Origin of the sequence: Psychrobacter sp. P11G5 (genome assembly GCF_001593305.1) — a bacterium.
Lineage (GTDB): Bacteria > Pseudomonadota > Gammaproteobacteria > Pseudomonadales > Moraxellaceae > Psychrobacter.
This window is the reverse complement of sequence record NZ_CP012533.1, coordinates 3189621-3214200: the sequence shown is the minus strand read 5'-3', so window position 1 is coordinate 3214200 and position 24580 is coordinate 3189621. Positions and strand designations below refer to the sequence as shown.

Here is a 24580-nt window from a genome sequence, read left to right as displayed (position 1 = left end):
GGCGCATCTATACTTATTATTCCTATTCTATTGAGCACTGGCTGACGAAAAGATATCCATCATAATCAAAAATAAAAATCGTCACCAGTCTTAAAGCGTAACGAGTGTTAAACATTTAATAATATTAATACTTTATTAAATGTTTAACTGACTTTCAATATGTGTAAAAGTCTTTTAATTAGCGTAAGAATGCTCCCAGCATGGTTTTAATTATGAGTTAGATGTTGATAAATGCAGGACAGTTTTAGCTCCGAAACTCGCAATCTTTGTCTTGATAGCATACAATGGCTGCCAATTTGTGTTGGGCAGCTTATTTTTTGTACAACTTCGGGCAAATAAGTCGTCATTTATAAAAAATCGAATCCTCAGTCAGCATAAGGAGATGTGATGAGTAGTAACAAGATCCCCGCTTCAGGGTCTAATCCGCAGCAGTCAAATTCATCCCATTACGATAACGAATTGCAAGGTAGCTATGCTGATTTGCATCAGCCGAACTCAAGCTTTGATAGCCGTGATGATTATCTAAATCATGAACTACAAATTATGCAGCCAAAGCGCTGGCGTGCCAATTTACCGTTCCGTGATTATCGTTTTGAATATGAAGATACTATTCCAGCAATGGCAGCGACAATTGGTAAAGTCGTTATGGTCGGCGCTATTGCAGCAACTTTTGCAGGACCACTTGGTCTAAGTGATGCTTTTGTTCTAGAAAACGTCCGTTATGAGCTGTTAATTGTCTCGTTTTTTGTTATCTTATTCTCAGGCTTCCTGCTACCGACTGCCAACCTTGCTGGTACGCATGGTCCGCTTATTCCACTTATTCCTATTGTTGTTGCCGCTGGTGGTCATCCAATGGCCTTTGGTCTACTTATTGGTGCCTTTGGTTTATTGCTGGCAATCAGTAAAGGGGGGAGTTTGCTGGCAAACTTGACCAGTAAAGGCGTGTGCGGTGGGTTGCTGCTTTATTTGGGCTTTATTGGCACCATCTCACAAGTCAAAAACCTCTTTGCTTGGGCAGAAGGCATTGGCATGGCGCATATCGCCTTTGTGGTCATTCTATTGACGATTATACTTTATGCCGTGTTAGAGAATTTCCAAAAGCGTTGGCTGGCTGTGCCGCTTAGCTGCTTATTAGGTGGTGGCGTGGCATTTGCTATGGGTGCACCCTTTGCCTTTGAAACTGCACCTGGCTTGCCAAATATGAATCCGATGTATTGGTGGGGTGAAGATACAGGTTGGATGCTAGGTCTGCCAACGGTTGAGAGCTTCGTTGTGGTGCTACCATTTGCGGTTTTGGCAGTAGCCATGTGGTCACCAGACTTCTTAGGTCATCAAGTCTTCCAAAAAATAAGCTATCCAAAACGCACTGAGCGTGTACTGATGGATATCGATGATACGATGACCAGTGCCTCCATTCGTCAGGTGGCAGGCTCAGTATTGGGCGGTGCAAACTTTGCGTCATCATGGGGTACATATATTGTGCCAGCAGCGATTGCCAAGCGTCCTATTCCAGCAGGTGCTGTATTAACGGGGTTGTTCTGTCTCATTGCAGGTATCTGGGGCTACCCGATGGATTTGGCCATTTGGGAGCCAGTAATGTGTGTGGCGCTAATTGTCGGCGTTTTTATTCCGCTACTTGAAGCGGGTATGGAGATGACACGCGAAGGAAAAACCACGCAGTCTGCAGCGATTGTGGTATTTGCATCGGCACTGGTGAATCCTGCTTTTGGGTGGTCGATTACACTTGTACTTGATAACTTAGGCTTAATTGGGTCTAAAGAGCGTAGTGCTAATCTGTCGAAGATGAGCCGCTGGATTATCCCTGTTGTCACTTTTGTGATATTAACTGGGGTTATGGCTATTGTAGGTATGTTGCCGGGTATCCCAGCATTGCTACCGAACTTCCGTCATTAATAGGGTTTTATTCTATATAAGCTACACAAACAACATTTTAATCATTAGAAAAAGTCGGCTAGGTGCTGGCTTTTTTTCTGTCTGACGTTACACTGATAGTTACCTTGCAAAGCTTTCGCTATCGCCCCATAAACAGCTATATATCAGTATCTTGAGAGCAATAAATTCTATGGTTAACGTCTCAGAAACAAGCCCCGTCGATGATAAAAAAGCCCGTCTTAAGCATCTAATTAAACGTCTGCCAAATTTGCCAGGTGTCTATAAAATGCTGGGTAAAAATGGTGATATTTTATATGTGGGTAAAGCCAAGTCGCTTAAAAGCCGCGTCAACAGCTACTTTGCTAAGACGATTGACCACCCAAAGACACGGGCATTGGTGGCGCGGATTCATAACATTGAGACCATTATTACCCGTAGTGAGACCGAGGCATTACTGCTTGAGCAAAACTTGATTAAAGAGTACCGTCCGCCTTATAACGTACTATTGCGTGATGATAAATCTTACCTCTATGTGTTTATTTCAGCGGATAAACCTTATCCGAGACTGGCTTATGGACGCGGCAAAGGCAATCATCAAAAAGGTCGTTTTTTTGGGCCTTTCCCCTCTGCTCATGCGGCAAAAGAGACATTAGTTTTGATGCAAAAAATGTTTCAGATGCGCCAATGTACCAATACTTTTTTTAAGCAACGTAAGCGCCCTTGTCTGGAGTATCAAATTAAGCGTTGCCGTGCGCCTTGCGTGGGTTTGGTATCGTCAGAAGAATATGCAGAGGATGTGAATAATACCATTCGCTTTTTAAAAGGCGACTCTAGTGACATTCACAGCGCTTTGATTGAAAAAATGGAAGGCGCCGCCGAAGAGTTAGACTTTGAAAAAGCGGTCTTTTATCGCGACCAGCTGTCTATGCTACGCGAAGTACAGGCAAAGCAAGCGGTTTATACCGTACAGGGTGAGGCCGATGTGATTGCTATTGCTAGTCAGGCAGGCATGACTTGTGTCAACGTATTGACGGTACGCGGTGGGCGCGTACTTGGTGGTAAAAATTACTTCCCTGATGTCGATAGTAGCGAGCCGCTCGCTGATAATTTATCCGCCTTTATTACCTCGTTTTATTTTCAGGTGACCGATGACTTACCAGCAGAGATTATATTGAGCCATGAGCTACCTGATCAGGTTGCGGTGAGTGAAGCACTGGCTACGCATTTCGGTAGCAAAGTCGTCATTAAAACCAATGTACGTGAACATCGTTCAGAATGGATGGACTTAGCCAAACTGAATACCAACAATGCGCTTAAGACTAAGCTGGGTGATTATTTAGAATTACATTCGCGCTTTGGCGCACTCAAAGACGTGCTGGCCGATGTTACTGACCGAACCATTGATCGGATTGAGTGTTTTGATATTTCCCATACCATGGGTGAGGCGACCATTGGTAGCTGCGTAGTCTTTGACCAAGGTGGTGCGCGCCGACGCGATTACCGCCAGTATGCTATCCATGATATTCAGGGTGGTGATGATTACGCCGCGATGAAGCAAGTGCTGACACGCCGTTATAAAAAGCAGCCATTGCCTGATCTATTGCTTATTGATGGCGGTAAAGGTCAGCTGGGAATCGCTAAAGAAGTATTGACAGAGTTGGGTATTCTTAATGATACGTTGCTTATCAGTGTGGCGAAAGGTGAGGGGCGTAAGGCTGGGCTTGAAGTATTACACTTTATTGAACATGAGCCGCTTGATTTGCCAATGGATAGCAAGGCATTGCACTTATTAATGCATATTCGCGATGAGGCCCATCGTTTTGCTATCACTGCGCACCGTAAGAAGCGCGATAAGCGCCGTTCATCGTCGGTGCTAGAAGTTATACCAGGGCTGGGTGAGAAGCGACGTCGTGACTTGCTCAATCACTTTGGCGGTATGCAGCAACTGCTTGGCGCATCCCAACAAGAGCTGGCAGGTGTGCAAGGAATTGGTCCGGTATTAGCGAAAACCGTTTATAAAGTGCTGCATGAATAAGTGAGTTTTCCATAGAAAAATGACAACAGCCTAAGACTATTGTCATTTCAAAACTAATAATGAACAATTAAAAGCTTCTAATCGTTAAAAATCGAAACTTAACTGTTGGTTTGGATAACTGCGGCAGTGCTCACAAACGCGCTCCCATCGATTAAATCTACATCTCCGATACCAACGTACGTGCACAGCCTTAGGATAATCGCATTGAATGGTCATTATAACCTCCATAATTATGATAATAATTTCACAACTATGAAGCACAGACATTTATTAGCATTTGCTATTATCAGCATTTACTATAAAATATATAAACCTGTCGAAGGTAAATAAACTTAATTAGTAAGCTAACAATGGAGTCTTACTCCATAGCTGTCTAATCTAAAAGTTTTTTAAGCTCAGCAATTGGCGTTGCTGGGCTTTTTTAATTTTGCATATTTGGTTTCTCCTCTGCAGTAATAAATAATCAACGTCACATCAAATGACATTAGCCTTCTTTTTTTACATAAGTCGCAAATCTAAAATCTAACCCACTTTTCTCATCGTGCATCTGCTCAGATTCTGCTGACATTTCAAAGTCTTTTGGCAGCTCAGGATAAAAGGCATCGCCATCAGTAATTTCAATGTCTACATGAGTCAGCTCAATACGATCGGTATACATAAATGCTTCTCTAAAGACGCGCTCGCCACCAATCACGCAAATCGTATCAAGATGCGCACCGTGTGCGAGACTGGCTGCTTGCGTTAATGCGTCATCTAAATTATGTACGACATAAGCGTCATCACGGCCTTTGAGGCCTTTTTTCTCGGCATAATCTAGCTGCGTCGTAATGATAAAGCTAACACGATTTGGCAATGGCTTGCTGTCCATCGACTCAAAAGTCTTACGACCCATAATGACAATACCTTGAATATCGCCATTATTTGGTTTAGTCGTCATCTTTTTAAAATGCTGCAAATCTGCTGAGATATGCCACGGTAGCTCATTATCTTTGCCGATACAGCGATTGCTACTGATAGCAACGATTTGGGCAACTTCAGTATGGGCATAACTCATAATATATCCTTATTATTCTCATCAGAAAAATGGAGTAAAAAACAGATTTTTATACCGCTACTTTTGCTTTAATAGCAGGATGGGACTCATAACCATTAACGCTAATATCTTCATATTTGAAAGCGAAAATATCATCGACATCAGGGTTAAGTGTCAATGTTGGCAGCGTATAAAGCTCACGTGTCAGCTGCAACTCGACTTGCTCACGGTGGTTTTGATAAATATGACAATCGCCACCCGTCCAGATAAACTCGCCAACTTCTAGTCCGCAAACTTGCGCGACCATATGAGTCAACAGCGCATAGCTAGCGATATTAAACGGCACACCTAAAAACAGATCTGCTGAGCGTTGATAGAGCTGGCATGACAGCTTATTGTCCGCGACAAAGAACTGGAACAGCGTGTGGCAAGGTGGCAAAGCGACTTGCTCTGCTTCACCTGGGTTCCAACCGGAGACGATTAAGCGTCTGGAATTGGGGTTGGTTTTTATTTGCTCAACGACTTGGGTGATTTGATCGAAGCCGTCGTTATTATAGCGACTATCTTCGTTTTTAGTAGCACCATAGTTACGCCACTGATGACCATAAACTGGCCCTAAATCTCCAGCAGGACGATTGAAGCGCGCCGTCTGCTCTGCCGTTGCCCATTCATTCCAGATACGCACACCGTGCTCTTGCAAGTAATCGACGTGGGTACTACCGCTTAAAAACCATAATAGCTCATAGACGATAGATTTGAAATGCACTTTTTTGGTGGTCAGTAATGGAAATCCTGACCCTAAGTCAAAACGCAGCTGCGCGCCAAAGTGGCTTAGCGTACCCGTACCAGTACGATCGCCTTTCTCAGTACCTTCACTGATAACCTGACGCAGCAAATCCAAGTAGGCTTGCTCGTTTTTACTCTGTTTGTTGTTACTAATGGAGTTGCTAGTGCTCATAAAATTGCTCTTCTACGCTGTCAAAACGTATTTTTAATATAGCTCTTAACATAGTGCTTGATGCAAAATGGTGCTTAATAAGCTGCTTGCTTACCCCAATCATAGATGCCACGCTTGTAAGCATAAATGAGTAGGATAAAGCCAAGGATAATCATTGGTGCGCTTAATATTTGTCCTTTAGTCATCCAACCTAACAACACAAACCCTTGATCTGCATCTGGTTGACGGAAGAACTCAATAATAAAGCGACTGATACCATAGCCTAACAAGAATACAGCGGTTGCGGCCATACGCGGACGTGGCTTCGATGAATACCACCATAAGAATATAAACAATAACAGTCCTTCTGCAAAAGCTTCGTATAACTGCGACGGATGACGCGGTAATAAGTATTGCCCATTAACTTCAGTCATCAGCTCTTGTAACTGTGGATTGTCCTGTAGTTGCTGCATATCAAAGGCGGCAGCTTGCGGGAAATAAGTCAACCAGTTATAACCGCCGTCAGAGACACGTCCCCATAGCTCACCATTGATGTAGTTACCGATGCGACCAAACAGTAAGCCAGTTGGGACACAAGGGACCACGAAGTCGAATACTTCAAAAGCGCTCTTTTTATATTTGCGTGCAAAGAACCACATGCCGAGCATTACGCCGATGAAGCCGCCGTGGAATGACATACCACCTTCCCAAACTTTGAGAAGATACGCTGGGTTTTGCAACAGCTCGCCAAATTGATAAAACAATACATAACCGACACGGCCACCTAAGATGACACCAAGCGCGCCGTAAAATACCAAGTCAGAAACCATATCGGTTGACCAAGTGTCACGTTTGGTACTGCGATACCAAGCTAGACCATAAGCCGCGGCAAATGCTAATAAATACATTAGGCCATACCAGTGCACTTCTACTGGACCCAAGGACAGCGCCACGGGATCATACTGAGGATGAATCTTCATAAGGGCATCATAATTATTGATAATAGAATGAGGGTCATAATAGCAAAAATAGCTACTTAGGCATACCAAATTACCGTCATCCTAGTTTCATCGTAACAACTTATCTGCCGCTGGTAACATCTAGAAAGGAAGACAGAAAACCGTTAAGATATAAAACTGGGTTTAGAATAAGGCTCACAATAAACACTGCATAAAATAATCGAACAAGAGCACTTTTTAAGAACAATAATAAGCAGATTAATAAGTCATTTTTACATAGCGTCAGATCACGTAAGCTTGCGCTAACCAGCGATGTTAATGGATTAATATTATTTTTAAGGAATTATTATGCGCGCTTACTTTTTAACAGCACCAGTTTCGAGTGATCAAAATTATTCAAAAAAACCGAGCAAGTTGGTATTAAAACAGCTCATGACACCGCTAAGTTTAGTTAGCCTAGTAGCTTTAAGTGTCTCTCCTGCTCAAGCTATCATGAGTAGTGTTGAACAAGTTACCATTTATCAAGGTTTAGCAAGCGTAACTCGTACGTTGCCAATCAGTGGCACGGGTGAGCAGACGCTGATATTTTCGTGTTTATCACCGTCTATTGATCAAGATAGTGTCAGCGTGCAGGTACTTGGCAATGTAAATGTCGGTGAAGTCAGTATTGAAGCTTTAAGCGGTGAGCAAGCAGCACAATGTCAGTACCAAGGTGATGCAAAAGTGCAGGCGCAACAGGCTACCTTAGCCGATATCAACGCTGAGTTAGAAGCGGCACGCTTAGCCAAAGCGTACTTGCAAAATCTGACCAAAGTCACGCAAATAAGTACGGATGGTACATTGGCGAACAATGCGCGTGATTTAGAAACGCAAGCGGCAAGCATTAATAAAAGAATTTTGGATATTCAGCAGCGCCAAGCTCGCGCGCAAGATATACTTAATCAGCTGATGGCAGGTAGCTTAACCTCAACAAGTAATAGTGTGACGCAAGTAAGTGTGCGTACCGCCAGCCGCATGCCAAGCTCAGTAAAGTTGCATTACCAAGTACGCGGCGCAGGTTGGGAGCCAACTTATCAAGCACGCTTAAATACTGAGAGTAAGCAGCTTAGTATCACGGCCTCCGCCGTCATCGCCCAACAAACGGGAGAGAATTGGACCAACGTACCTGTTACTTTGAGTACCATTAATCCCAATCAAAACACCACTAGTCAGCTGCCAAGAGTACCGCTCTTATCTTTATATGAAGAGCGTCAAAATGAATTGGTTAGATATACGCCAGCTGCTATGGAGGCTACTCCAGTGGTAGTCTCTGCAAGAGATAGCTATGGTGGCGGCGAGTCTGCCACAAATACGGCACCGCTGCCGAGCTTTACTGTTAATAGCCAAAATAAAAACGGCATTACCGAATATCGTTTGCCGCAGCGCATCAGCATTCCAAGTGACGGTAGACGGGTACGGACGGTGATTGATGAGCAATCTGGTGATAGTAAGCTTTGGCTACGCAGTACACCAAGCGTCGAGAAAACGGCTTATTGGTATGCATCAGCGCCGTTTTTGACCCCAGCTTGGGTTGATGGTTCACTACAGTTATATCGCGATGATAACTATGTTGGACAGTCGCGTTATAGCTATCAATCGCTAAAAGAGCAGGGCATTGGTTTTGGGGTTGATCCTAATATGCTAGTGAAGCAGTTGACCGATGAAGACAAACAAGGTGATAAAGGAGTATTTAATCGTTTGCAAACTTTGACGACCAAACAAGCTTATCAGTTTACCAATCAGCACAACCGTGGCATGCGCTTGCAAGTTTTAAGCGCTCAGCCTGTCAGCCGTGATGACAGTATTAAAGTTATAGCAACCCATACTCCACCTGTTACTAAGCAGGATTGGAATGACAGTAAAGGCATAGTCGCTTGGGAGTTTGATTTGCCGAGTAAGCAATCACAAGTGGTACAGTCTACTTATCAAATTAGCTACCCTGCCGATAAGAAGCTAAACACCAATTAGTTATCAAAAAAATGTAAAATAACAATCGCGCTAAATGATAGTCGCGTGACAACTGTAAACCTTAAAACATAAAGGAATTCTATGTGCATCGTCGCCATTGCTTGGCAGCTATTTGATGAATTGCCACTAGTACTATTGTCTAATCGCGATGAGTTTTTGCAGCGTCCAACCGAAGAGCTGCATCAGTGGTCTGATAAACCTATCTATGCTGGACGCGATAGCCAAAGTGGTGGCACTTGGTTGGGTATTCATCAAGAGCAGCATACCGATTTTTATGAGCAAAACGGACGCTGGGCCGCCGTACTGAACTTTCGCGATGGTGTGCAGGCGAGTTTGGATGAACGCTCACGTGGCGCACTCGTCACTGATTTTTTGACCAGTAATATAAGTCCAATGGATTTTGCACGGCAAATCAGCTTGCAAGACTACGCGGGCTTTAACCTTATTATTGGTGATGCCACGCAGGCTGTCATTGTCAATAATCGCGGTCATGCACCAACCCCATTGTATGCAGGATTGCATGTCCTCTCTAACGGTCAGCCAGAAGACAGCTGGTTTAAGACTGACCGTTTGCGTGGTCGGCTCCGTCAAGAAGTACTGCCGCTAATTGCAGAAAATAACTCGCTTGAGTACTGGCGAGACGCTGCCTTCACTGTGTTGTCAGACAACATTCCAGCGCCAGCGGACAAACTACCCGATACTGGTATTGCTGTTGAGATTGAACAAAGACTATCATCTGTCTATATTGAGCCTGTAGATCTGACAGGTCCTGAGGATGGAGTAATACCAAATTATGGCACTCGCACCCAAAGTATTTTAACGCTACGTAATGATATTAAAGATGCAAAAGTTACTGCTGAGATTATAAGTTGTGAATTTAATGATCATTCAAATACGCAATAAAAAATGCTTATATTAGTATCTAAATTTTCTAGATATTAATATAAGCATCCGTAATACGTTTTGCATTAAGCTGTCTATTTATTCCATCAACAAATGGTTATCTTGTTCAGGAATAATTAGCTCTTGTCTGAGGGGTAATTCGCGTGCTAACTCTTGCAAAGCACGACGATATACCCCGCGTTTAAAGTGAATCACCTGCCCAAGTGGATACCAATAGCTTACCCATTGCCAGTGATCAAATTCAGGTTTACCCGCATCAAAGCGAATATGTTGCGCGTTCGGCTCATCTAAGCGCAGCAAAAACCATTTTTGTTTTTGCCCAATACACAGTGGATATTGTCCATGGCGCACGTAGCGTTTTGGCAAACGGTAACGCAACCAATCTTGCGTAACTGCCAATAAATCTACGTGACGAGGATATAATCCGACCTCTTCCCAGAGCTCCCGATACATTGCATCCATCGGCGTCTCCCCGCGGTCGATACCGCCTTGCGGGAACTGCCAAGCGTTGTGACCAATACGTTTCGCCCACAGAACTTGCCCCTGTGTATTTGCCAAGATGATGCCGACATTGGCGCGAAAGCCGTCTGCATCTATCATAAACAAACCCTTAAAATTGTTTAAAAATAGCTTATCTGAATAGCATAAAAATACGACAATCATAATTATTATTGGGTGAATGGTATATTCACACTAATAAAATAAGCTTCATTACCATCATTAAACCAAGAAACAGCCTAAATGTGTAACAGTATTTTGCTATAAAATGTTTCACGAATTTAGATGTTTAAAATCAGCGACTTAGAAAGGCTGTTTTGGAAGCAAACTGAAAAGATCAAAATGATAAATAGGGAAGCAACGAAGCCTAGCTATTTTGTCATATCAGTTACTATCTAGAAGCGTTTGATGTGAGTGACAGATAGTCTATAAAACCTTGTTTTGGCCTATGCTACACTAACCAAGTATTGTTAATATTACTCACTATAAAAATAGTTAATTGATTCAATCAAAACCTATAAAAGGACAATGAACAATGTCAGAGTCAAAAGCGAGCGTTACGTGGCAAGAAAATAAAGCCTTTATGGGCGTGTCACCATCAGGGCATAACGTACAGATTGATGCCGATAAAGAAAAAGGTGCCAGCCCGATGGAGTTGATATTGTTGGGGCTTGGTGGTTGTGCCAGTTATGACGTTGTAGCAATTTTGCAAAAGTCGCGTCAGGAAGTGACGGACGTGCGCTGTGAGTTGACAGCACAACGCGCCGAGACTGTACCAGCCGTATATACTGATATTCATATGCACTTCATAGTGACAGGGCAAGACATCAAAGATAAACAAGTTGAAAAGGCTATTCATTTATCAGCAGAAAAATACTGCTCAGCCAGTCGCATGTTGGTACAAGGCGGGGTAAATGTTACTCATGATTTTGAAGTCATTGCAGGGTAAAGGTAGAGATAATTATGAGTGCACTATTTGGATTAATTCCTGATACCGTTGCAGCCGCAATTTGGGCGATGGTGGTTGCAAGTTTGCTACCGTTAGCCATGGCGTTAACAGCGAAAGCCATTGGTGGTTTTAGATTGGCTGACAATGCACATCCGCGTGATTTTTTACAACGTACGACAGGGGCAGCAGCACGCGCTAATGCAGCCCAGCAAAATAGCTATGAAACCTTGCCAGTATTTTTGGCAGCGGTATTAGTTGCGATGTTGTTCTTTGTCCCACAATCGATTATCAATACACTGGCATGGTTATACGTGCTGATTCGTATTGGCTATGGGTTGGCCTACATTGTCAACTTATCGATGTTTCGTTCAGTGCTTTGGGTATTATCAATTGTGTGCTGTTTGATGCTGTTTTATTTGGCGATTCGGATTAGTGCTTAGTTTTGTAGCTGTTAGTTTTGCAGCTATCTAAGCAACTTTACAGTTTTAAGAAACTTTAAAATTATTTAAAGTAAAAGTGGCTATTTATGGCTGTGCACTAGTCTGTAGGGCAGTAATAATAGTCGCTTTATTTTTTTCTCTTTTAATGCTTTCCCATAATACTTGCGCTTCGCTGTAGCCTTTAGTGAGCATGCCAAGCCATTGCTTATAACGACCGACTAATACGATGTCATTTTTGGCTTGCCCTTCTAAAAATTTAATTTGATGGGGTATCAATGCCTGCCAAGTCAAAGTCTTAGTATCTGTCATAGAGCTGTCTACCAAATCATTGATACTCTTAGATCCGTCTACACGCGCAATCAAATCTGGACGTGTGACTGCGCCGCGCCCTAACATGAGATGTGAAGTGCCCGCTTGCTGCATACAAGACTGTGCTTGCTCAGCGGTCCATATTTCACCGTTGGCAATCACTGGAATCTTGAGCTTATTAAATGCTTCGATTTTATCCCAATAGGCAGGCGGCTTATAGCCTTGAGTCTTGGTACGAGCATGAATAGTTAACCAATCTGCACCGCTGTCAGCGATAGCACCCCTAATATCATCCATCTTACTGGTGTCGGTATAACCCAAACGAATTTTAGCAGATACTGGAATATGAGCCGGCACGGCTTTGCGCGCAGCACTGATAATCTCATACATGACTTCTGGCTCATCCAACAGCACAGAGCCGCCTCGATGATTATTAACAGTCTTCGCAGGGCAACCAAAATTGATATCGATAGCAGGCGCACCAAGCTCACAGGCAAAAGCTGCGCATTCGGCCATCAACTGCGCTTCACTGCCAAGTAGCTGGACGTGAATAGGTGTGCCAGATTCGGTCTTGGCATCATGATGAAGTTCTGGCACATACTTATAAAACACGTGCGCTGGCAAGACATGCTGAGTAACACGAATAAACTCGCTGACTGACCAATCATAAGGACGACCTAAGTCTGCTGCAATTTGGGTCAAAATTTGGCGCATTAGCGGATCGCTCAAGCCTTCCATTGGAGCAAGAAGGCGCACCGGATGTTCAAACAGTTGCTGTATATGGTTATGTTGATTTAACAAATTAGTCTGTTTATTATCATTATTCATTGGCAATTAATCATTATTAGAAGTAAGTCGAGCAAAAATATTAAAATCTAGTAAGGGCAATTAAGTCCCATAAATCACTTTTTTACCCGTTTGTAATCCTGATATTAAGTCTTGAATGTTATGAATATCCAAATTGGCCTGAGCACGTGTACAAGCGACATAAAGTAAGCGCAATTCTTCAGGATTAATTTTTATGCCATTAGTGGTGACATCATAATAAAAGTCATCATCGAGCTGGACGCGCGACCATTCAAGCCCTTTCGCTTTGTGAGCGGTTGAGATGACATAATCGGCATTTTCGATACTGGTCAGGCTATTCACCGCTTGACTGAGCACATTGGTCCCATGGTCATCGACCAGTTTAACCAGCGTTTTTAAGTCACTACCTTCGTTGGTTTCAGAATACTCTTGCACATCACTCCAATTATAGAAGTATGCCAGTTCGGGTACGCCGTACGCGGATTTGCCATTTTTTAAGTTTTCGGCCGCTTGGCAGAACTTGAGCATGCGATCAGTATCAGCTTGTAGCGCCACGCGGTGACCGAGTTTTAGTCCAGTTAGTAGCTGCGCCATAGCGGCAGCATTGGTGCGGCAAAGGATAGCGTCTTTCTTACTGTGCACCATACCCTTTTCAGTAGAGGACTGCTTGTGAGGATTGCCTTTAAGCGGGACGTCTTCTTGCAATGCTTTTAGCAGGGTATTCGCCACTTCTGCAATCGGTTCACCAAAGCGAAAGGATTGGGTTAATAATGTTTGCGGCAACGGCAGCTTTTTCATCGCATTGACGGCGCCGCGCCACTCATAAATTTGCTGATGAGCATCACCCACATAGATGACCTGCCTTGGCTGCTGAGTCAAGATTCCCATCATTAAGGGGTCGGCATCTTGCGCTTCATCAAATAGAATAAAGTCCGCAGGAATGCTAGGTTTAGACAATGCCCATAACTTTAGATAAATATCATGACCGATACCTGCCGGATGGCGTGCATCAATAGACTGCAACCAGCGCTGTTCAACGGCAGGGTAGAGCATTTCGCGCAGCTGCTCTGCGTCGGATTCATCGAGCCAGCTTGGAAACAAAATATGTCTTGGTGCAGGGTAGCTGGCATGAGTACTACAGAAATTGCTAACTGCGTCACTAACGAATCGTGCCAATCTGGCAGGCGTGAGGGTAATGTATTTATTAATCCCATCCATTTGCCTGCGCACTTGTACCGGTTGCAAGCCTAGATCATCACCAAGACGCTTAGGTGAAAAGCGTGGTAATGATAACTTAGCCGTAATATCACGAGCAACGTGCCGATAAGCGAGCGAATGAAAGGTACGACACTCTACATGCGGTGGGAACTTTTGCCGCGCATCGTTGGCAATGGTTTTATTGAATGCTAAATACAAGCCACGTCCACGCAGACGCTCACCAATAAGTTTTAGCGTCGTTGTTTTACCGGCACCTGCATAGGCGACTACTTTAAATGACTTGTGATCCATCGCCATATTAAGCGCGCTCAGCTGTTCATCAGTGGGATCGCTCATATAAGCTGGCATAGATGCGGACATAAAAAAGCTACCTAAAGTACAAAAAGTGATTAAAAACAACTGGGGTAAAAAAAGCCACTGGATCAACAATGGCTGGCTGGCAATTCAATTATGATAACAAATGAATGGAGATATGTATGAGAGGCGGGTAGATAATTGATGTATCGTCAGTTCACTCTGACTTAAATACAATATCAGATTTGTGCAGCTTGCTACTTATAATCTTTTATTATTTTCATGTTATTTACAATAGATATAGTTAAAGTAATACCAACAAACTAGTCATCGTCAGATGATAAAGCTGCATTTTTATCTTCTTTAATTAATATTTTTGCTAATAATAAACCCAACTCGAACAATAACCACATAGGAATCGCCAGCATCAGCATGGACACACCATCAGGTGGCGTTACTACCGCTGCCACTGCAAAACAGCCAACGATAATATAGCGTCGCTTATCTTCTAAACCCTGAATGGAGACGATGCCAACCAATATCAATAGTAAGGTGACAACAGGAATCTCAAACGTCAATCCAAATACCATGAACAGCTTTAAAGCGAAACTCAAATAACTGTCGATATCAGTCATCGGCAGTACGTTTTGCGGGGCGAACATAATAAAGAACTTCAAAACCCCTTTGAGCACGATAAAGTAAGAAAAAGCTACGCCGGTATAAAATAAAAAGATAGAGGATGACAGGACAGGTATGGCAATTTTTTTCTCTTTCTTATATAAACCTGGCGCTACAAATGACCAAATTTGATAAAGAATATAGGGCATGGCTACGAATGCGGCCACAAATACAGTCAGACGTATCGGGGCCATAAAGTTAGAGGTAATATCTGTCGCAATCATGGTCGAATTAGCGGGTAGTTGCGCGACCAATGGATCTGATAAAAAGTTATATAGCTCGCGTGAGAACCCTACCAATGCTAAAAATATTATTAATATTGCTACGCAGATTTTGATTAAATGGGTACGCAGCTCTATCAAGTGCTCAGTAATGGGCATATCGATTAGCTTACTTAACATGTCATCAGAACTGCTATCAGGTGCGACATCTGCTTGCTCCTGCGCGCTATCTTCAGTCTCCGCTATTTTTTCTTGCCGACTTTTTTGCCGTTTAAATAAGCTCATTTAGGCGTCTCCTGTTTGATTAACGAGGAGGGCATAGTCAATTTATTTTGGTCTACATCATCATCAGAGGTATTATCCGATGAATAGCTTTCTGATAGCTCGAGTTCAGCTTGGATAGATTCCAGCTCTTCGTCGATAGGCTCCATCTTTTCATCTAAGCCATGATGCGAAAAGTTAGAATGTGAAAAACCATCATTCAATAGAGTGTCTGCTTTATAATTAGGCAGATATGGAGGTGCAGGTAGGCGGTGCGCTTTATCATAAGCACTAAGACGGAACCACATATTTTCCCATGGTCTAGTGATAAAACGATGCGGAATATTGTTAGAAGTAGCTAAAGGGTCTGAGGCGTATTTTTTGGGATCATCAAAATTTGAATCATCAAAATCTTCATCGTCATAAATATTAGATAAGTCTCTTAACTCTTCATCCTGCTCATAATTATAATCATAAGCAAATTCTGTTGGCGTACTTGATGTTATAGAAGCTTCTGCCTCCAACTTATCAATCGTGTCTTGTTTCTGAGCGTCTTGGCTCTGATAATGATTTGAATTAGAGTTCTTTGGTTTGTTGATAGCATCCATACTTTGATGTTGCGAATATTCAAACTCTTGCATACTACCGCGCAATTCTGCCATTTCGCGCTTCATATCTGCTTCAGTTTGGCGGATTTTAGCAAGCTCGTCTTGCATCTGTTTGCGAGTCTCAGCCAAGTCAAGCTCAGCCTCTATTTCAGATTGCAGCGTTGAGACTGTACGACGCAATTTGGCATACCATTGCCCAGCAGTCCGTGCAGCCTGAGGCAGCTTTTCTGGACCTAATACAATTAAGGCAATGACGCCAAACAAGAGTAATTCAGAAAATCCGATATCAAACATAACTGTCAAATATATTCGTCAACATTCTATTCAACGACGCTGTTTATAAGTAATTTATAGACGACGCGTATCATACCTTATGCTTATCATTAGAGGTAGTAGGACTGATTTCTATATCATCAACCTTAGTACCGGTCTGCGAATTTGCCGAAGTATTATTCAATTCGGTATCTGATTTAGACACACTAGCATCATGATCAAGAACGCGACGCTTACGCGCATGTTCCGTCTCTTCATCTTTAACGGCTTCTTTAAAACCTTTTACTGCGCCGCCCAAATCTTTGCCAGCGTTTCTGAGTTTGGAGGTGCCAAATACGACAACCACCACAACCAGTAAAATCAGCCAATGGGTAATGGAAAAACTGCCCATAACGGTATCCTTATGTCTTGATAAAACCAATATATATGGTATCACTTGAAACTTACTAGCCGAACGATAAAATGTTTCGGACACGTAAGATTTAAGTCATTAAGGCTACATTATAACGCGCACAGATGACAAAAAGTTGAAAACAACAATAATTACACAAGCTTATTTCATCTACGGCTGTCTTGCGGCTTTCTCATCAATACCTGATAGCCCGAAACGTCGTCCTAGCTCACTTAGTACCGCATCGGACTCTATATCGAACCACGCTAATCCTACTAAAGTATGAAACCAGACATCCGCTACCTCATAAATTAATTCATGACGTGCAGCATCGTACTGCGCCTTGTCTGTAAGCTCATTACAGCTAGCAAAGTCTTTGGCGGCAATGATACTTTCGGTAGCTTCTTCACCTACTTTTTCTAAAATTTTATTAAGACCATGAGCATATAAACTGGCCACATAAGAGCTGTCTGCTGCTGCCTGTTTACGCTCAGCCAACACACGGTCAAGCTGTGTCAATATAGTCGTATTAACATCTTTGTTTGCTTGATTATTGCTGTTAATAAGATCTTTTTGACGAATAGAACTATTTACATTATTTTCGTCCGTACTGTTATGTAAACTAGAATCTAAATCTCTGTTATCGGATTTATAAATGTCAGCCGGATCTTTTAGTATTGCATCGACTGTTTGCCAGACTGGCTCTGAACCCGACACATCTAAACGTTGATAGAAACAAGATTCGCGCCCTGTATGACAGGCTATACCGCCAATCTGAGTAACACTTAGCACGATCACATCTGCATCACAGTCTAGACGAATATCATGCACCTGTTGAGTATGACCTGAGGTCTCGCCTTTATGCCAGAGCTGATTACGTGAGCGTGAAAAATAGACCGCTGTTTGCGTTTGTGCGGTTAGTTGTAGAGACTCAGCATTCATCCATGCCATCATCAAAATGCGTCCTGTCTCATGATCTTGTGCAATCGCAGGGATGAGTCCATCGGTGTTAAAGCTTACAGTAGTCAGCCAAGCAGGTATGGTCATAATCTGTCTTCTTATAAAGGTTAGGTTGCAGAGAAGTAGCAGAGATGAGGCCTAAGAAGCTAATACTAGTGATCAATAATGGCTAAAATGGCTTCTGCTCTAAGGCCTCTTTAATATCGTTATGAAATGATATAGCTTTATTCGATCGATAGTCATATTGAATAAAGCGTTTACGCGCTTTTGCTACTAGTGAGCCATCATACATACGAGTCACTTTAATAGCCATATCGCCACTCTTATCAGATATCTGCTCTACGCCCAATTCAAATAACAGCTCTTCACGAGCGCGAACGCGACTAACAACCTTCAGTTGTAAATCACTAATAATCAATCCTTGATAATCTGAATTGATCTCTTTTATACCTTTAGAGTATAAAAAACGCGCCCGTGCTTCAGCCAATAGTGTAATAAGAGATTCTAACGTCAAATGCTGGCCGACATCAATCTCTGTATTGCGTACACGCATAACTGTCTCAAAGACAAAAACATCATCATTGAATTCTAACTCTTGGTCTGTCAACGTCATCTCCTATATGAATTATCAGAACGTCTCAGACGCCATTGTTATCAATAAAACATAGCTTAGTCTGACATTCAATCAATTTAGGAATAAGCGGTAGTATTACTTCACTGACTGTTTTTATTTTTATATAAAGTATCTACTATTATCAATATCATAGCTTTTAATAGCGATTTTTAAAAAAATAACAAGTAAGCCGTCATATAAAGTGAGTAATGGTAGGGGCTAGTCAATCTATCCAAGATATATTTTTATAAAAGCCTAAATAGTCTCATCTAAAACTTTACTTGGCAAAATCCTCGTGCTTCTGCTAAAATAGCGCCTCCCACCTCGAGGCAGATAGAGGTTTAGTGGTTGTTTTTAACGCTACTAATCAGTATTAACTATTTGACGACCAGGTTCTAACACAGAAAAAGAGGCACATCATCATGAAAGTTAAGATGAAAACCAGAAGCGGTGCAGCTAAACGCTTCAAAAAAACAGCGAATGGCTTTAAGCGTAAGCAAGCATTCAAAAGCCATATTTTGACCAAGAAATCAGCTAAGCGTATTCGCCAGTTGCGCGGTCTTAAGATGGTGGACAAGTCTGACGAAGCAGCAGTTCGTCGTATGTGCCCATACATCTAATAGCCTATTGTCATCTATATTTTGTTTAAAATATTTGACGTTGCAATCTGATAGCGATGTCTATCATTCAATGACATCGTGATTCGTTTAACAGTGATTAAAGAAATCTTGGAGTAATTTATGGCCCGTGTAAAACGTGGTGTACAGGCAAATCGCCGTCACAAAAAAATCTTAAAGCGCGCAAAAGGCTACTACGGTGCCCGTTCACGTGTTTACCGCGTAGCGGTACAAGCAGTGACCAAAGCTGGTCAATATGCTTATCGTGACCGTCGCAACAAAAAACGTACTTTCCGTCGTCTTTGGATTGCACGTATCAATGCTGGTGCACGCTTAAACGGCTTAAGCTATAGCCGCTTTATCAATGGCATGAAAAAAGCTAACATCGCAATCGATCGTCGTGTACTTGCTGACATCGCTATGCATGATGCAGCGACTTTCACAGCATTGGTCGAAAAAGCTAAAGCGGAATTGGCCTAAATATTGACCGTCCTTTAGGTATTCAACTTATTTAAGTGAGTATGTAAAAGGATAGGAATAATATTGATTAATAGTACAATATTAATAAAAGCTACCGCTAGTCGGTGGCTTTTTTTATATTAAATTATTTTACGGTTTATTTTGATAATGTTTGAGCTAACTATCTGTTTTTTAAAACTTCATTTCTAACCGTCTAAATATTCAAGCCATTAATATAACTAGCTTTTATTTTCTGTTATTTGAAAGTATTTAAATAAAAGCAACTGGGTAAATGGTTTGCAATATTTGGTCGAACCCCTACAATTACCAATCACTATAATTAATAGTCCGTTTAAATCAGGAATAATGCGTCTTATGACTACCCCTGCTGCCACTGCCGATTTGTCGGCGCTACCGACTTTGTCCTTGGAGCTCAACGAGCTCAATGAATCTCAACTAAATGAATTTGCCAGTTCCGCTGAATCTTTGGTCTTGCAAGTAACTGATGCGCGTGCGTTACAAGACTTACGTGTACAGCTGACTGGTAAAAAAAGCCCTTTAACTGGCTGGTCAAAACAGATGGGTAAGCTCAGTAGCGATGATAAAAAAACGTATGGTGGCTGGTTGCATCAAGTACGTAGTCGCATTCAGCAAGCACTGACTGACCAGCAGCAACAGTTAGAAACGGCGGCATTAAATGCCAAGCTTGAAGCCGAAAATATTGATATTACTTTGCCTGCGCGCGGTGGTCAGAAAGGTCATTTGCATCCGGTAACGATGATTACCCAGCGTATGCAGCAATATTTTGTGCAAGCAGGTTTTAATGTCGCCACTGGTCCTGAAGTTGAGAGCGATTACTATAACTTTGAAGCACTAAATATTCCGTCGCATCATCCTGCTCGTGCGATGCACGATACATTCTATTTTGACGCACATTATTTATTGCGTACACATACTAGTCCAGTGCAAATTCGCACGATGGAAAAGAATGAACCACCGATTCGTATTATTTGCCCAGGTCGGGTGTATCGCAATGACTCGGATCAAACCCATTCTCCGATGTTCCATCAGTTAGAAGGGCTTATGGTTACTGAGTCGAGTACCTTCGCAGAGTTAAAAGGCTTAATTAGTGAGTTCTTAGAAGCGTTCTTTGCCAAAGAGCTGACCGTCCGTTTCCGCCCCTCATTTTTCCCATTCACCGAGCCTTCTGCTGAAGTAGATATCTTAGATGATAATGGCAAATGGCTTGAGGTTATGGGCTGCGGTATGGTACATCCACAAGTGCTGACCAACTGCGGTATTGATGCCGAAAAATACACTGGCTTTGCTTTTGGGATGGGTATTGAGCGCTTTGCGATGCTGTATTACGGTATTGATGACTTGCGTTTATTTTTCCAAAATGATGTACGCTTCTTAAAACAGTTTGGCTAGAGTGCTCCTTGTTAATATGACAGGTTAATAGTCCAACCTTTAATTCAAAATCTTTATTATAAAATTCTGATCCGAGATATTTATGAAAATTAGCGAACAGTGGCTACGTCAATGGGTAAACCCCAACAATACCAGTGAGCAATTGGCCGAACAATTAACCATGGCGGGGCTAGAGGTTGACGATCGCTTTGCAGTTGCCCGTGCCTTTAGTGGTGTGGTGATCGGTGAAGTAATAAGCGTTGAGCAGCATCCAGATGCTGATAAATTACGTGTCACGCAGGTGAATATTGGTGCAGCTGAACCGTTACAAATCGTTTGCGGTGCACCCAATGTGACTGTCGGTATGAAAGCGCCCGTTGCTACCGTTGGTGCAGTGTTGCCGAGCAATGATAGCGCGGGTTTTAAAATAAAAAACGGCAACCTACGCGGTGTCGACTCTAACGGTATGCTTTGCGGTGCGTCTGAAATTGATTTGGTTGACGATATTGATGGTCTGCTTGAGCTGCCAGCTGATGCGCCAATTGGTACAGATATCCGCGAATACTTAGGCTTAGATAACCAGATACTAGATATCTCAATCACCCCAAACCGTGGTGATTGCTTTAGTGTACGTGGTATTGCGCGCGAGATATCGGTCATTAACGATTTGCCGATGCAGCAGCCAGAGATTACTAACAACGTAGCAGTTACTGAGAACGGTGCAACTCCTGCGGTAACAGTGAGCGCAGTTGAGGCTTGCCCACGCTATTTACTACAGTCAATCAGTAATATTGATCGTAGCATCAACACTCCAAAATGGATGCAAGATGCGCTAGTCCAGTCAGGACTACGTTCACACAACTTTTTGGTTGACGTAACCAATTACGTATTGATGGAATTAGGTCAACCGCTACATGCTTTTGATGCCGATACCATTGTTGGGGATATTGTTGTACGTTTGGCACAGCCTGCCGAGACGATTACCCTACTGAGTGAGCAAACCATTACCTTAACGGGTGATGAATTGATCATTGCTGATGATGAAGGTGCACTTGCACTTGCCGGTATTATGGGCGGTCAGCGTAGCAGTGTCACCGATAGTACAACTAACATTGTTTTAGAAAGTGCCTTCTTTAGCCCATTGGCGATTGCTGCGCGCGCACGCCGTTTTGGCTTGCATACTGATGCCTCACAACGTTTTGAGCGCGGGGTAGACTTTGAGTTACCAGAGCTAGCTTTGGCACGTGCTTGTGATTTAGTGACTAGTATTACTGGTGGTCAAGCTGGGCAAATAGTAAAAGCGGAAAGTAGCGATCATCTACCATCGCGTGCGCCAATCACCTTGCCAATCGCTAAAGTCCGTGATGTCATCGGTATTGAGATTGAGCCAGCGGTAATGGTGCGTATTTTGACCCAGCTAGGGTTCGAAGTAGCGCAGCAAGTGGATAGCCTTATTTGTACGCCGCCATCTTATCGCTTTGATATGAGTATTAAAGAAGACTTAATTGAAGAAGTTGCGCGTATTTACGGCTATGACAATATTCCAAGCGTCTTGCCACACTTGCAAGTCAGCATGGATTATGATGATACGGCGGACTTGACTCACGAGATGAAGCTTGCATTGGTCGATAACGGCTATATGGAAGCGATTAGCTTTAGCTTTAGTGATGCAAAAATAGAAGCTTTGCTCGATGATGAAGCGCTAGGAGAAGTGTTGGCACTGGCCAATCCTATCTCTAGTGACTTGGCGGTGATGCGCCGTACTTTGCTATCAAGCTTATTGCCTTGTGTGCAATATAACTTAAATCGTCAGCAGCCACGCGTACGTTTCTTTGAGACTGGCCTTAGCTTTGTTGGTCACAGTATTAGTGATTTGGTACAGACACCAAGTATTGCTTTGGTAGCAGTCGGCAATATTTTGAATGAGCAAGCTTATCAGAATCGTGCGCTAGATTTTTATGATCTTAAGTATGATATTGAGCAATTAATACCTGCGCAGATTGATAGTGCGCGTATCTGCTATGAGCGTAGTAGTTTGAGCTTTTTGCATCCTGGACAAAGCGCGAAATTATATATCGATGATCAGTATGTCGGCTGGCTGGGGCAATTGCATCCTAATACGGCTAAGCAATTAGATCTACCTGCTACTTGGGTCGCTCAATTATCACTGGCACCGTTGCTGACGCTTGCTCGCGAACAGAACGCAATTACCACTCCAAGTAAGTTCCCACAAGTACGCCGCGATATTGCAATCTTGGTGGATAGTGATATCAGCTTACAGACATTAGAGTCAACGATACGCAATACAGCAGGTGCTCTACTGACTGACTTATGGTTGTTTGATGTCTATCAAGGCGATAATGTACCGACTGGTCAACGTTCGCTAGCTTTTGCGCTAATATGGCAGGACAACACGCAAACCTTATCTGACGAAGTGATAAAAACTGCAACTGACAAAGTGATTCAGATATTGATTGCCCAACATGGCGCCCAGCTACGCGATAGCTAACTATATTTAGCTAAGTGGTTATTAATAAAGAGTTTTATTTCAAGATTTGTTAAAAATTGAGTAAAAATACTTTATAATGCCTAAACTTGATTCAAAAGTACGGTCATTTAATGGCCGTAATCAATAAATCGCTTATTCTTATATAGCAGTCATACCGCTAAACCATGATACCCGATATCTCGACATAGCATAGGAGTCGTACTGTGAGCACCCTAACCAAATCTGACATGATTGAGCATTTGATGAGTCATCTTAACCTAACAAGGCAAGAGGGTCGTTGCTTGGTCGAGAATTTTTTTGATGAACTGTCAGAGAGTTTGATTGATGGCAAAGAGGTCAAGCTTTCAGGCTTTGGCAACTTCGAGCTTAAAGATAAAAATAGCCGTCCAGGTCGTAACCCTAAGACAGGAGAGCCTGTTGCTGTTTCAGCGCGCCGTGTAGTCACGTTTAAAACTGGGCAAAAATTCCGTCAGAAGGTTGATGAACGTCTATTTGATCAGTAATGCTTACTTTTTTATTTATAAGACAAATTCTAATATTCATTAGATTTGATGTTCCAATATTTTTTATAAATTTAAAATGAAAGATTGGTGCCTTGCTAGATTGAATAATGACTATTAAATCTAGCAAGCCACTGTTAAAACTTATAAATAATACGCATAAAAAAAGAGAGCATAGGCTCTCTTTTTTTTGAACTACAGTATATTTCTATTGCATAAGCAAAGAAAATTACTGAGCTGGTTCTTCAACAACTACAACTTCGTCAGCTGCATTAGCTGCTTCAGTATCGCTAGCTACGTCTACGCTAGTAGTAGTACCGTCTACAGGAACTTCAGCGTCCATTTCGTCAGTAGCAGTTGCAACTTGTGCATCAGCAATGTCAGCTTCAGCATCGGCAACAGCAGCTTCAGCATCAGCAGGAACAGCTTCGCCTTCAGCAGCAGCTTCGTTTAGCTCTTCAGAAGCGTCTTGTACTTCTTCTTGTGCGTCAGATAAATCTTCAGCAGCGTTTTCTGTATTGCTGTCACAAGCAGTTAAGCCCATAGAAGCAGTCATGATACCAGCAAGTGCAAGTAATTTAAGATTCATAGTGTATTCTCCGGAAAAATGAAATGAGCAGTAGCCACGGCAAAGGGTTGAGCATCCGAATTATTTCGAAAGTCAACTAATCCTAGTTACAGCTACTCAGCTTTCACGCATTCTATATGTTTTCTTTTCAAATGAGAAGAGCTTGTACAATTAAGTAACAATAAAATAGTGAATAGGCTTTGTTGATATCGTTTTGATATAAGTTTTAA

At 42.5% G+C, this 24580-nt stretch carries 22 protein-coding genes and 1 pseudogene; 11 read left to right on the top strand and 12 right to left on the bottom strand.

Annotation, left to right across the window (positions count from 1 at the left end; genetic code table 11):
• Positions 1–387: 387 nt before the first annotated feature.
• Together AK825_RS13145 and uvrC are read left to right on the top strand one after the other, a co-directional pair.
• The gene (locus AK825_RS13145; RefSeq protein WP_068038333.1) at positions 388–1914 is read left to right on the top strand and encodes a DUF3360 family protein; all 1527 of its coding nucleotides are present in this window, start codon (positions 388–390) and stop codon (positions 1912–1914) included.
• Between the two features lie 169 nt (positions 1915–2083).
• Complete coding sequence (gene uvrC, locus AK825_RS13140; RefSeq protein ID WP_068038328.1) at positions 2084–3928, top strand: excinuclease ABC subunit UvrC; 1845 nt, start codon at positions 2084–2086, stop codon at positions 3926–3928.
• Between the two features lie 484 nt (positions 3929–4412).
• Here the strand turns inward: uvrC and AK825_RS13135 are convergent, their stop codons facing one another.
• The 3 genes from AK825_RS13135 to lgt form a co-directional block, all read right to left on the bottom strand.
• On the bottom strand, positions 4413–4982 hold the full coding sequence (locus AK825_RS13135; protein ID WP_068038326.1) for a dihydrofolate reductase: 570 nt from the start codon (positions 4980–4982) through the stop codon (positions 4413–4415).
• A gap of 49 nt (positions 4983–5031) precedes the next feature.
• The gene (locus AK825_RS13130; RefSeq protein ID WP_068038323.1) at positions 5032–5919 is read right to left on the bottom strand and encodes a thymidylate synthase; all 888 of its coding nucleotides are present in this window, start codon (positions 5917–5919) and stop codon (positions 5032–5034) included.
• 74 nt (positions 5920–5993) lie between these two features.
• Entirely contained in the window at positions 5994–6878 is an 885-nt protein-coding gene (gene lgt, locus AK825_RS13125; protein ID WP_068038320.1) for a prolipoprotein diacylglyceryl transferase, read from the bottom strand.
• Positions 6879–7205: 327 nt separating this feature from the next.
• On the opposite strand from lgt, the gene AK825_RS13120 reads away from it, so the two are divergent.
• Together AK825_RS13120 and AK825_RS13115 are read left to right on the top strand one after the other, a co-directional pair.
• Positions 7206–8864, top strand: coding sequence for a DUF4139 domain-containing protein (locus tag AK825_RS13120; protein WP_068038317.1), 1659 nt, complete (start codon positions 7206–7208; stop codon positions 8862–8864).
• Positions 8865–8945: 81 nt separating this feature from the next.
• A complete protein-coding gene (locus AK825_RS13115) occupies positions 8946–9767 on the top strand; it encodes an NRDE family protein (protein ID WP_068038314.1) in 822 nt (273 codons plus the stop codon).
• A gap of 78 nt (positions 9768–9845) precedes the next feature.
• On the opposite strand, the gene AK825_RS13110 is transcribed toward AK825_RS13115, so the two are convergent.
• The gene (locus AK825_RS13110; RefSeq protein WP_068038310.1) at positions 9846–10367 is read right to left on the bottom strand and encodes an RNA pyrophosphohydrolase; all 522 of its coding nucleotides are present in this window, start codon (positions 10365–10367) and stop codon (positions 9846–9848) included.
• A 433-nt stretch (positions 10368–10800) separates the two neighbouring features.
• Between AK825_RS13110 and AK825_RS13105 the strand changes: the two genes are divergently transcribed.
• Together AK825_RS13105 and AK825_RS13100 are read left to right on the top strand one after the other, a co-directional pair.
• Positions 10801–11214 (top strand): OsmC family protein, encoded by a 414-nt coding sequence (locus tag AK825_RS13105; protein WP_068038307.1) that lies wholly within the window; start codon positions 10801–10803, stop codon positions 11212–11214.
• A 14-nt stretch (positions 11215–11228) separates the two neighbouring features.
• Positions 11229–11654 (top strand): MAPEG family protein, encoded by a 426-nt coding sequence (locus AK825_RS13100; protein WP_068038304.1) that lies wholly within the window; start codon positions 11229–11231, stop codon positions 11652–11654.
• An 84-nt stretch (positions 11655–11738) separates the two neighbouring features.
• On the opposite strand, the gene AK825_RS13095 is transcribed toward AK825_RS13100, so the two are convergent.
• From AK825_RS13095 to AK825_RS13065, 7 genes and pseudogenes are all read right to left on the bottom strand, one after another.
• Complete coding sequence (locus AK825_RS13095; RefSeq protein WP_068038301.1) at positions 11739–12791, bottom strand: tRNA-dihydrouridine synthase family protein; 1053 nt, start codon at positions 12789–12791, stop codon at positions 11739–11741.
• A gap of 60 nt (positions 12792–12851) precedes the next feature.
• Positions 12852–14348 (bottom strand): UvrD-helicase domain-containing protein, encoded by a 1497-nt coding sequence (locus AK825_RS13090; RefSeq protein WP_068038298.1) that lies wholly within the window; start codon positions 14346–14348, stop codon positions 12852–12854.
• Positions 14349–14605: 257 nt separating this feature from the next.
• Complete coding sequence (tatC, locus tag AK825_RS13085) at positions 14606–15466, bottom strand: twin-arginine translocase subunit TatC (protein ID WP_068038295.1); 861 nt, start codon at positions 15464–15466, stop codon at positions 14606–14608.
• A 608-nt stretch (positions 15467–16074) separates the two neighbouring features.
• Positions 16075–16344 (bottom strand): annotated as a pseudogene (gene tatB / locus AK825_RS15040) (Sec-independent protein translocase protein TatB); the annotation flags it as partial.
• A gap of 70 nt (positions 16345–16414) precedes the next feature.
• The gene (tatA, locus tag AK825_RS13075; protein ID WP_068038291.1) at positions 16415–16714 is read right to left on the bottom strand and encodes a Sec-independent protein translocase subunit TatA; all 300 of its coding nucleotides are present in this window, start codon (positions 16712–16714) and stop codon (positions 16415–16417) included.
• A gap of 171 nt (positions 16715–16885) precedes the next feature.
• The gene (gene hisIE / locus AK825_RS13070) at positions 16886–17761 is read right to left on the bottom strand and encodes a bifunctional phosphoribosyl-AMP cyclohydrolase/phosphoribosyl-ATP diphosphatase HisIE (protein ID WP_068038288.1); all 876 of its coding nucleotides are present in this window, start codon (positions 17759–17761) and stop codon (positions 16886–16888) included.
• A gap of 82 nt (positions 17762–17843) precedes the next feature.
• Entirely contained in the window at positions 17844–18281 is a 438-nt protein-coding gene (locus tag AK825_RS13065; RefSeq protein WP_068039514.1) for a thioesterase family protein, read from the bottom strand.
• A 428-nt stretch (positions 18282–18709) separates the two neighbouring features.
• Here AK825_RS13065 and rpmI point away from each other — a divergent pair, with 428 nt between their 5' ends.
• The 5 genes from rpmI (at position 18710) to AK825_RS13040 (ending at position 23785) form a co-directional block, all read left to right on the top strand.
• Positions 18710–18907, top strand: coding sequence for a 50S ribosomal protein L35 (gene rpmI / locus AK825_RS13060; RefSeq protein ID WP_011281253.1), 198 nt, complete (start codon positions 18710–18712; stop codon positions 18905–18907).
• A gap of 120 nt (positions 18908–19027) precedes the next feature.
• Complete coding sequence (gene rplT, locus AK825_RS13055) at positions 19028–19384, top strand: 50S ribosomal protein L20 (RefSeq protein WP_011281252.1); 357 nt, start codon at positions 19028–19030, stop codon at positions 19382–19384.
• Between the two features lie 354 nt (positions 19385–19738).
• Positions 19739–20794, top strand: a complete 1056-nt coding sequence (gene pheS, locus AK825_RS13050; RefSeq protein WP_068038284.1) for a phenylalanine--tRNA ligase subunit alpha — start codon at positions 19739–19741, stop codon at positions 20792–20794.
• An 82-nt stretch (positions 20795–20876) separates the two neighbouring features.
• Positions 20877–23282, top strand: a complete 2406-nt coding sequence (gene pheT, locus AK825_RS13045) for a phenylalanine--tRNA ligase subunit beta (protein ID WP_068038279.1) — start codon at positions 20877–20879, stop codon at positions 23280–23282.
• 203 nt (positions 23283–23485) lie between these two features.
• Complete coding sequence (locus AK825_RS13040; protein WP_068038276.1) at positions 23486–23785, top strand: integration host factor subunit alpha; 300 nt, start codon at positions 23486–23488, stop codon at positions 23783–23785.
• Positions 23786–24011: 226 nt separating this feature from the next.
• Here AK825_RS13040 and AK825_RS13035 read toward each other — a convergent pair whose 3' ends face one another.
• Positions 24012–24371 carry a hypothetical protein gene (locus tag AK825_RS13035; RefSeq protein WP_068038272.1) on the bottom strand — a complete coding sequence of 120 codons (360 nt, stop codon included), beginning with the start codon at positions 24369–24371 and terminating at the stop codon, positions 24012–24014.
• Between the last annotated feature and the right edge of the window lie 209 nt (positions 24372–24580).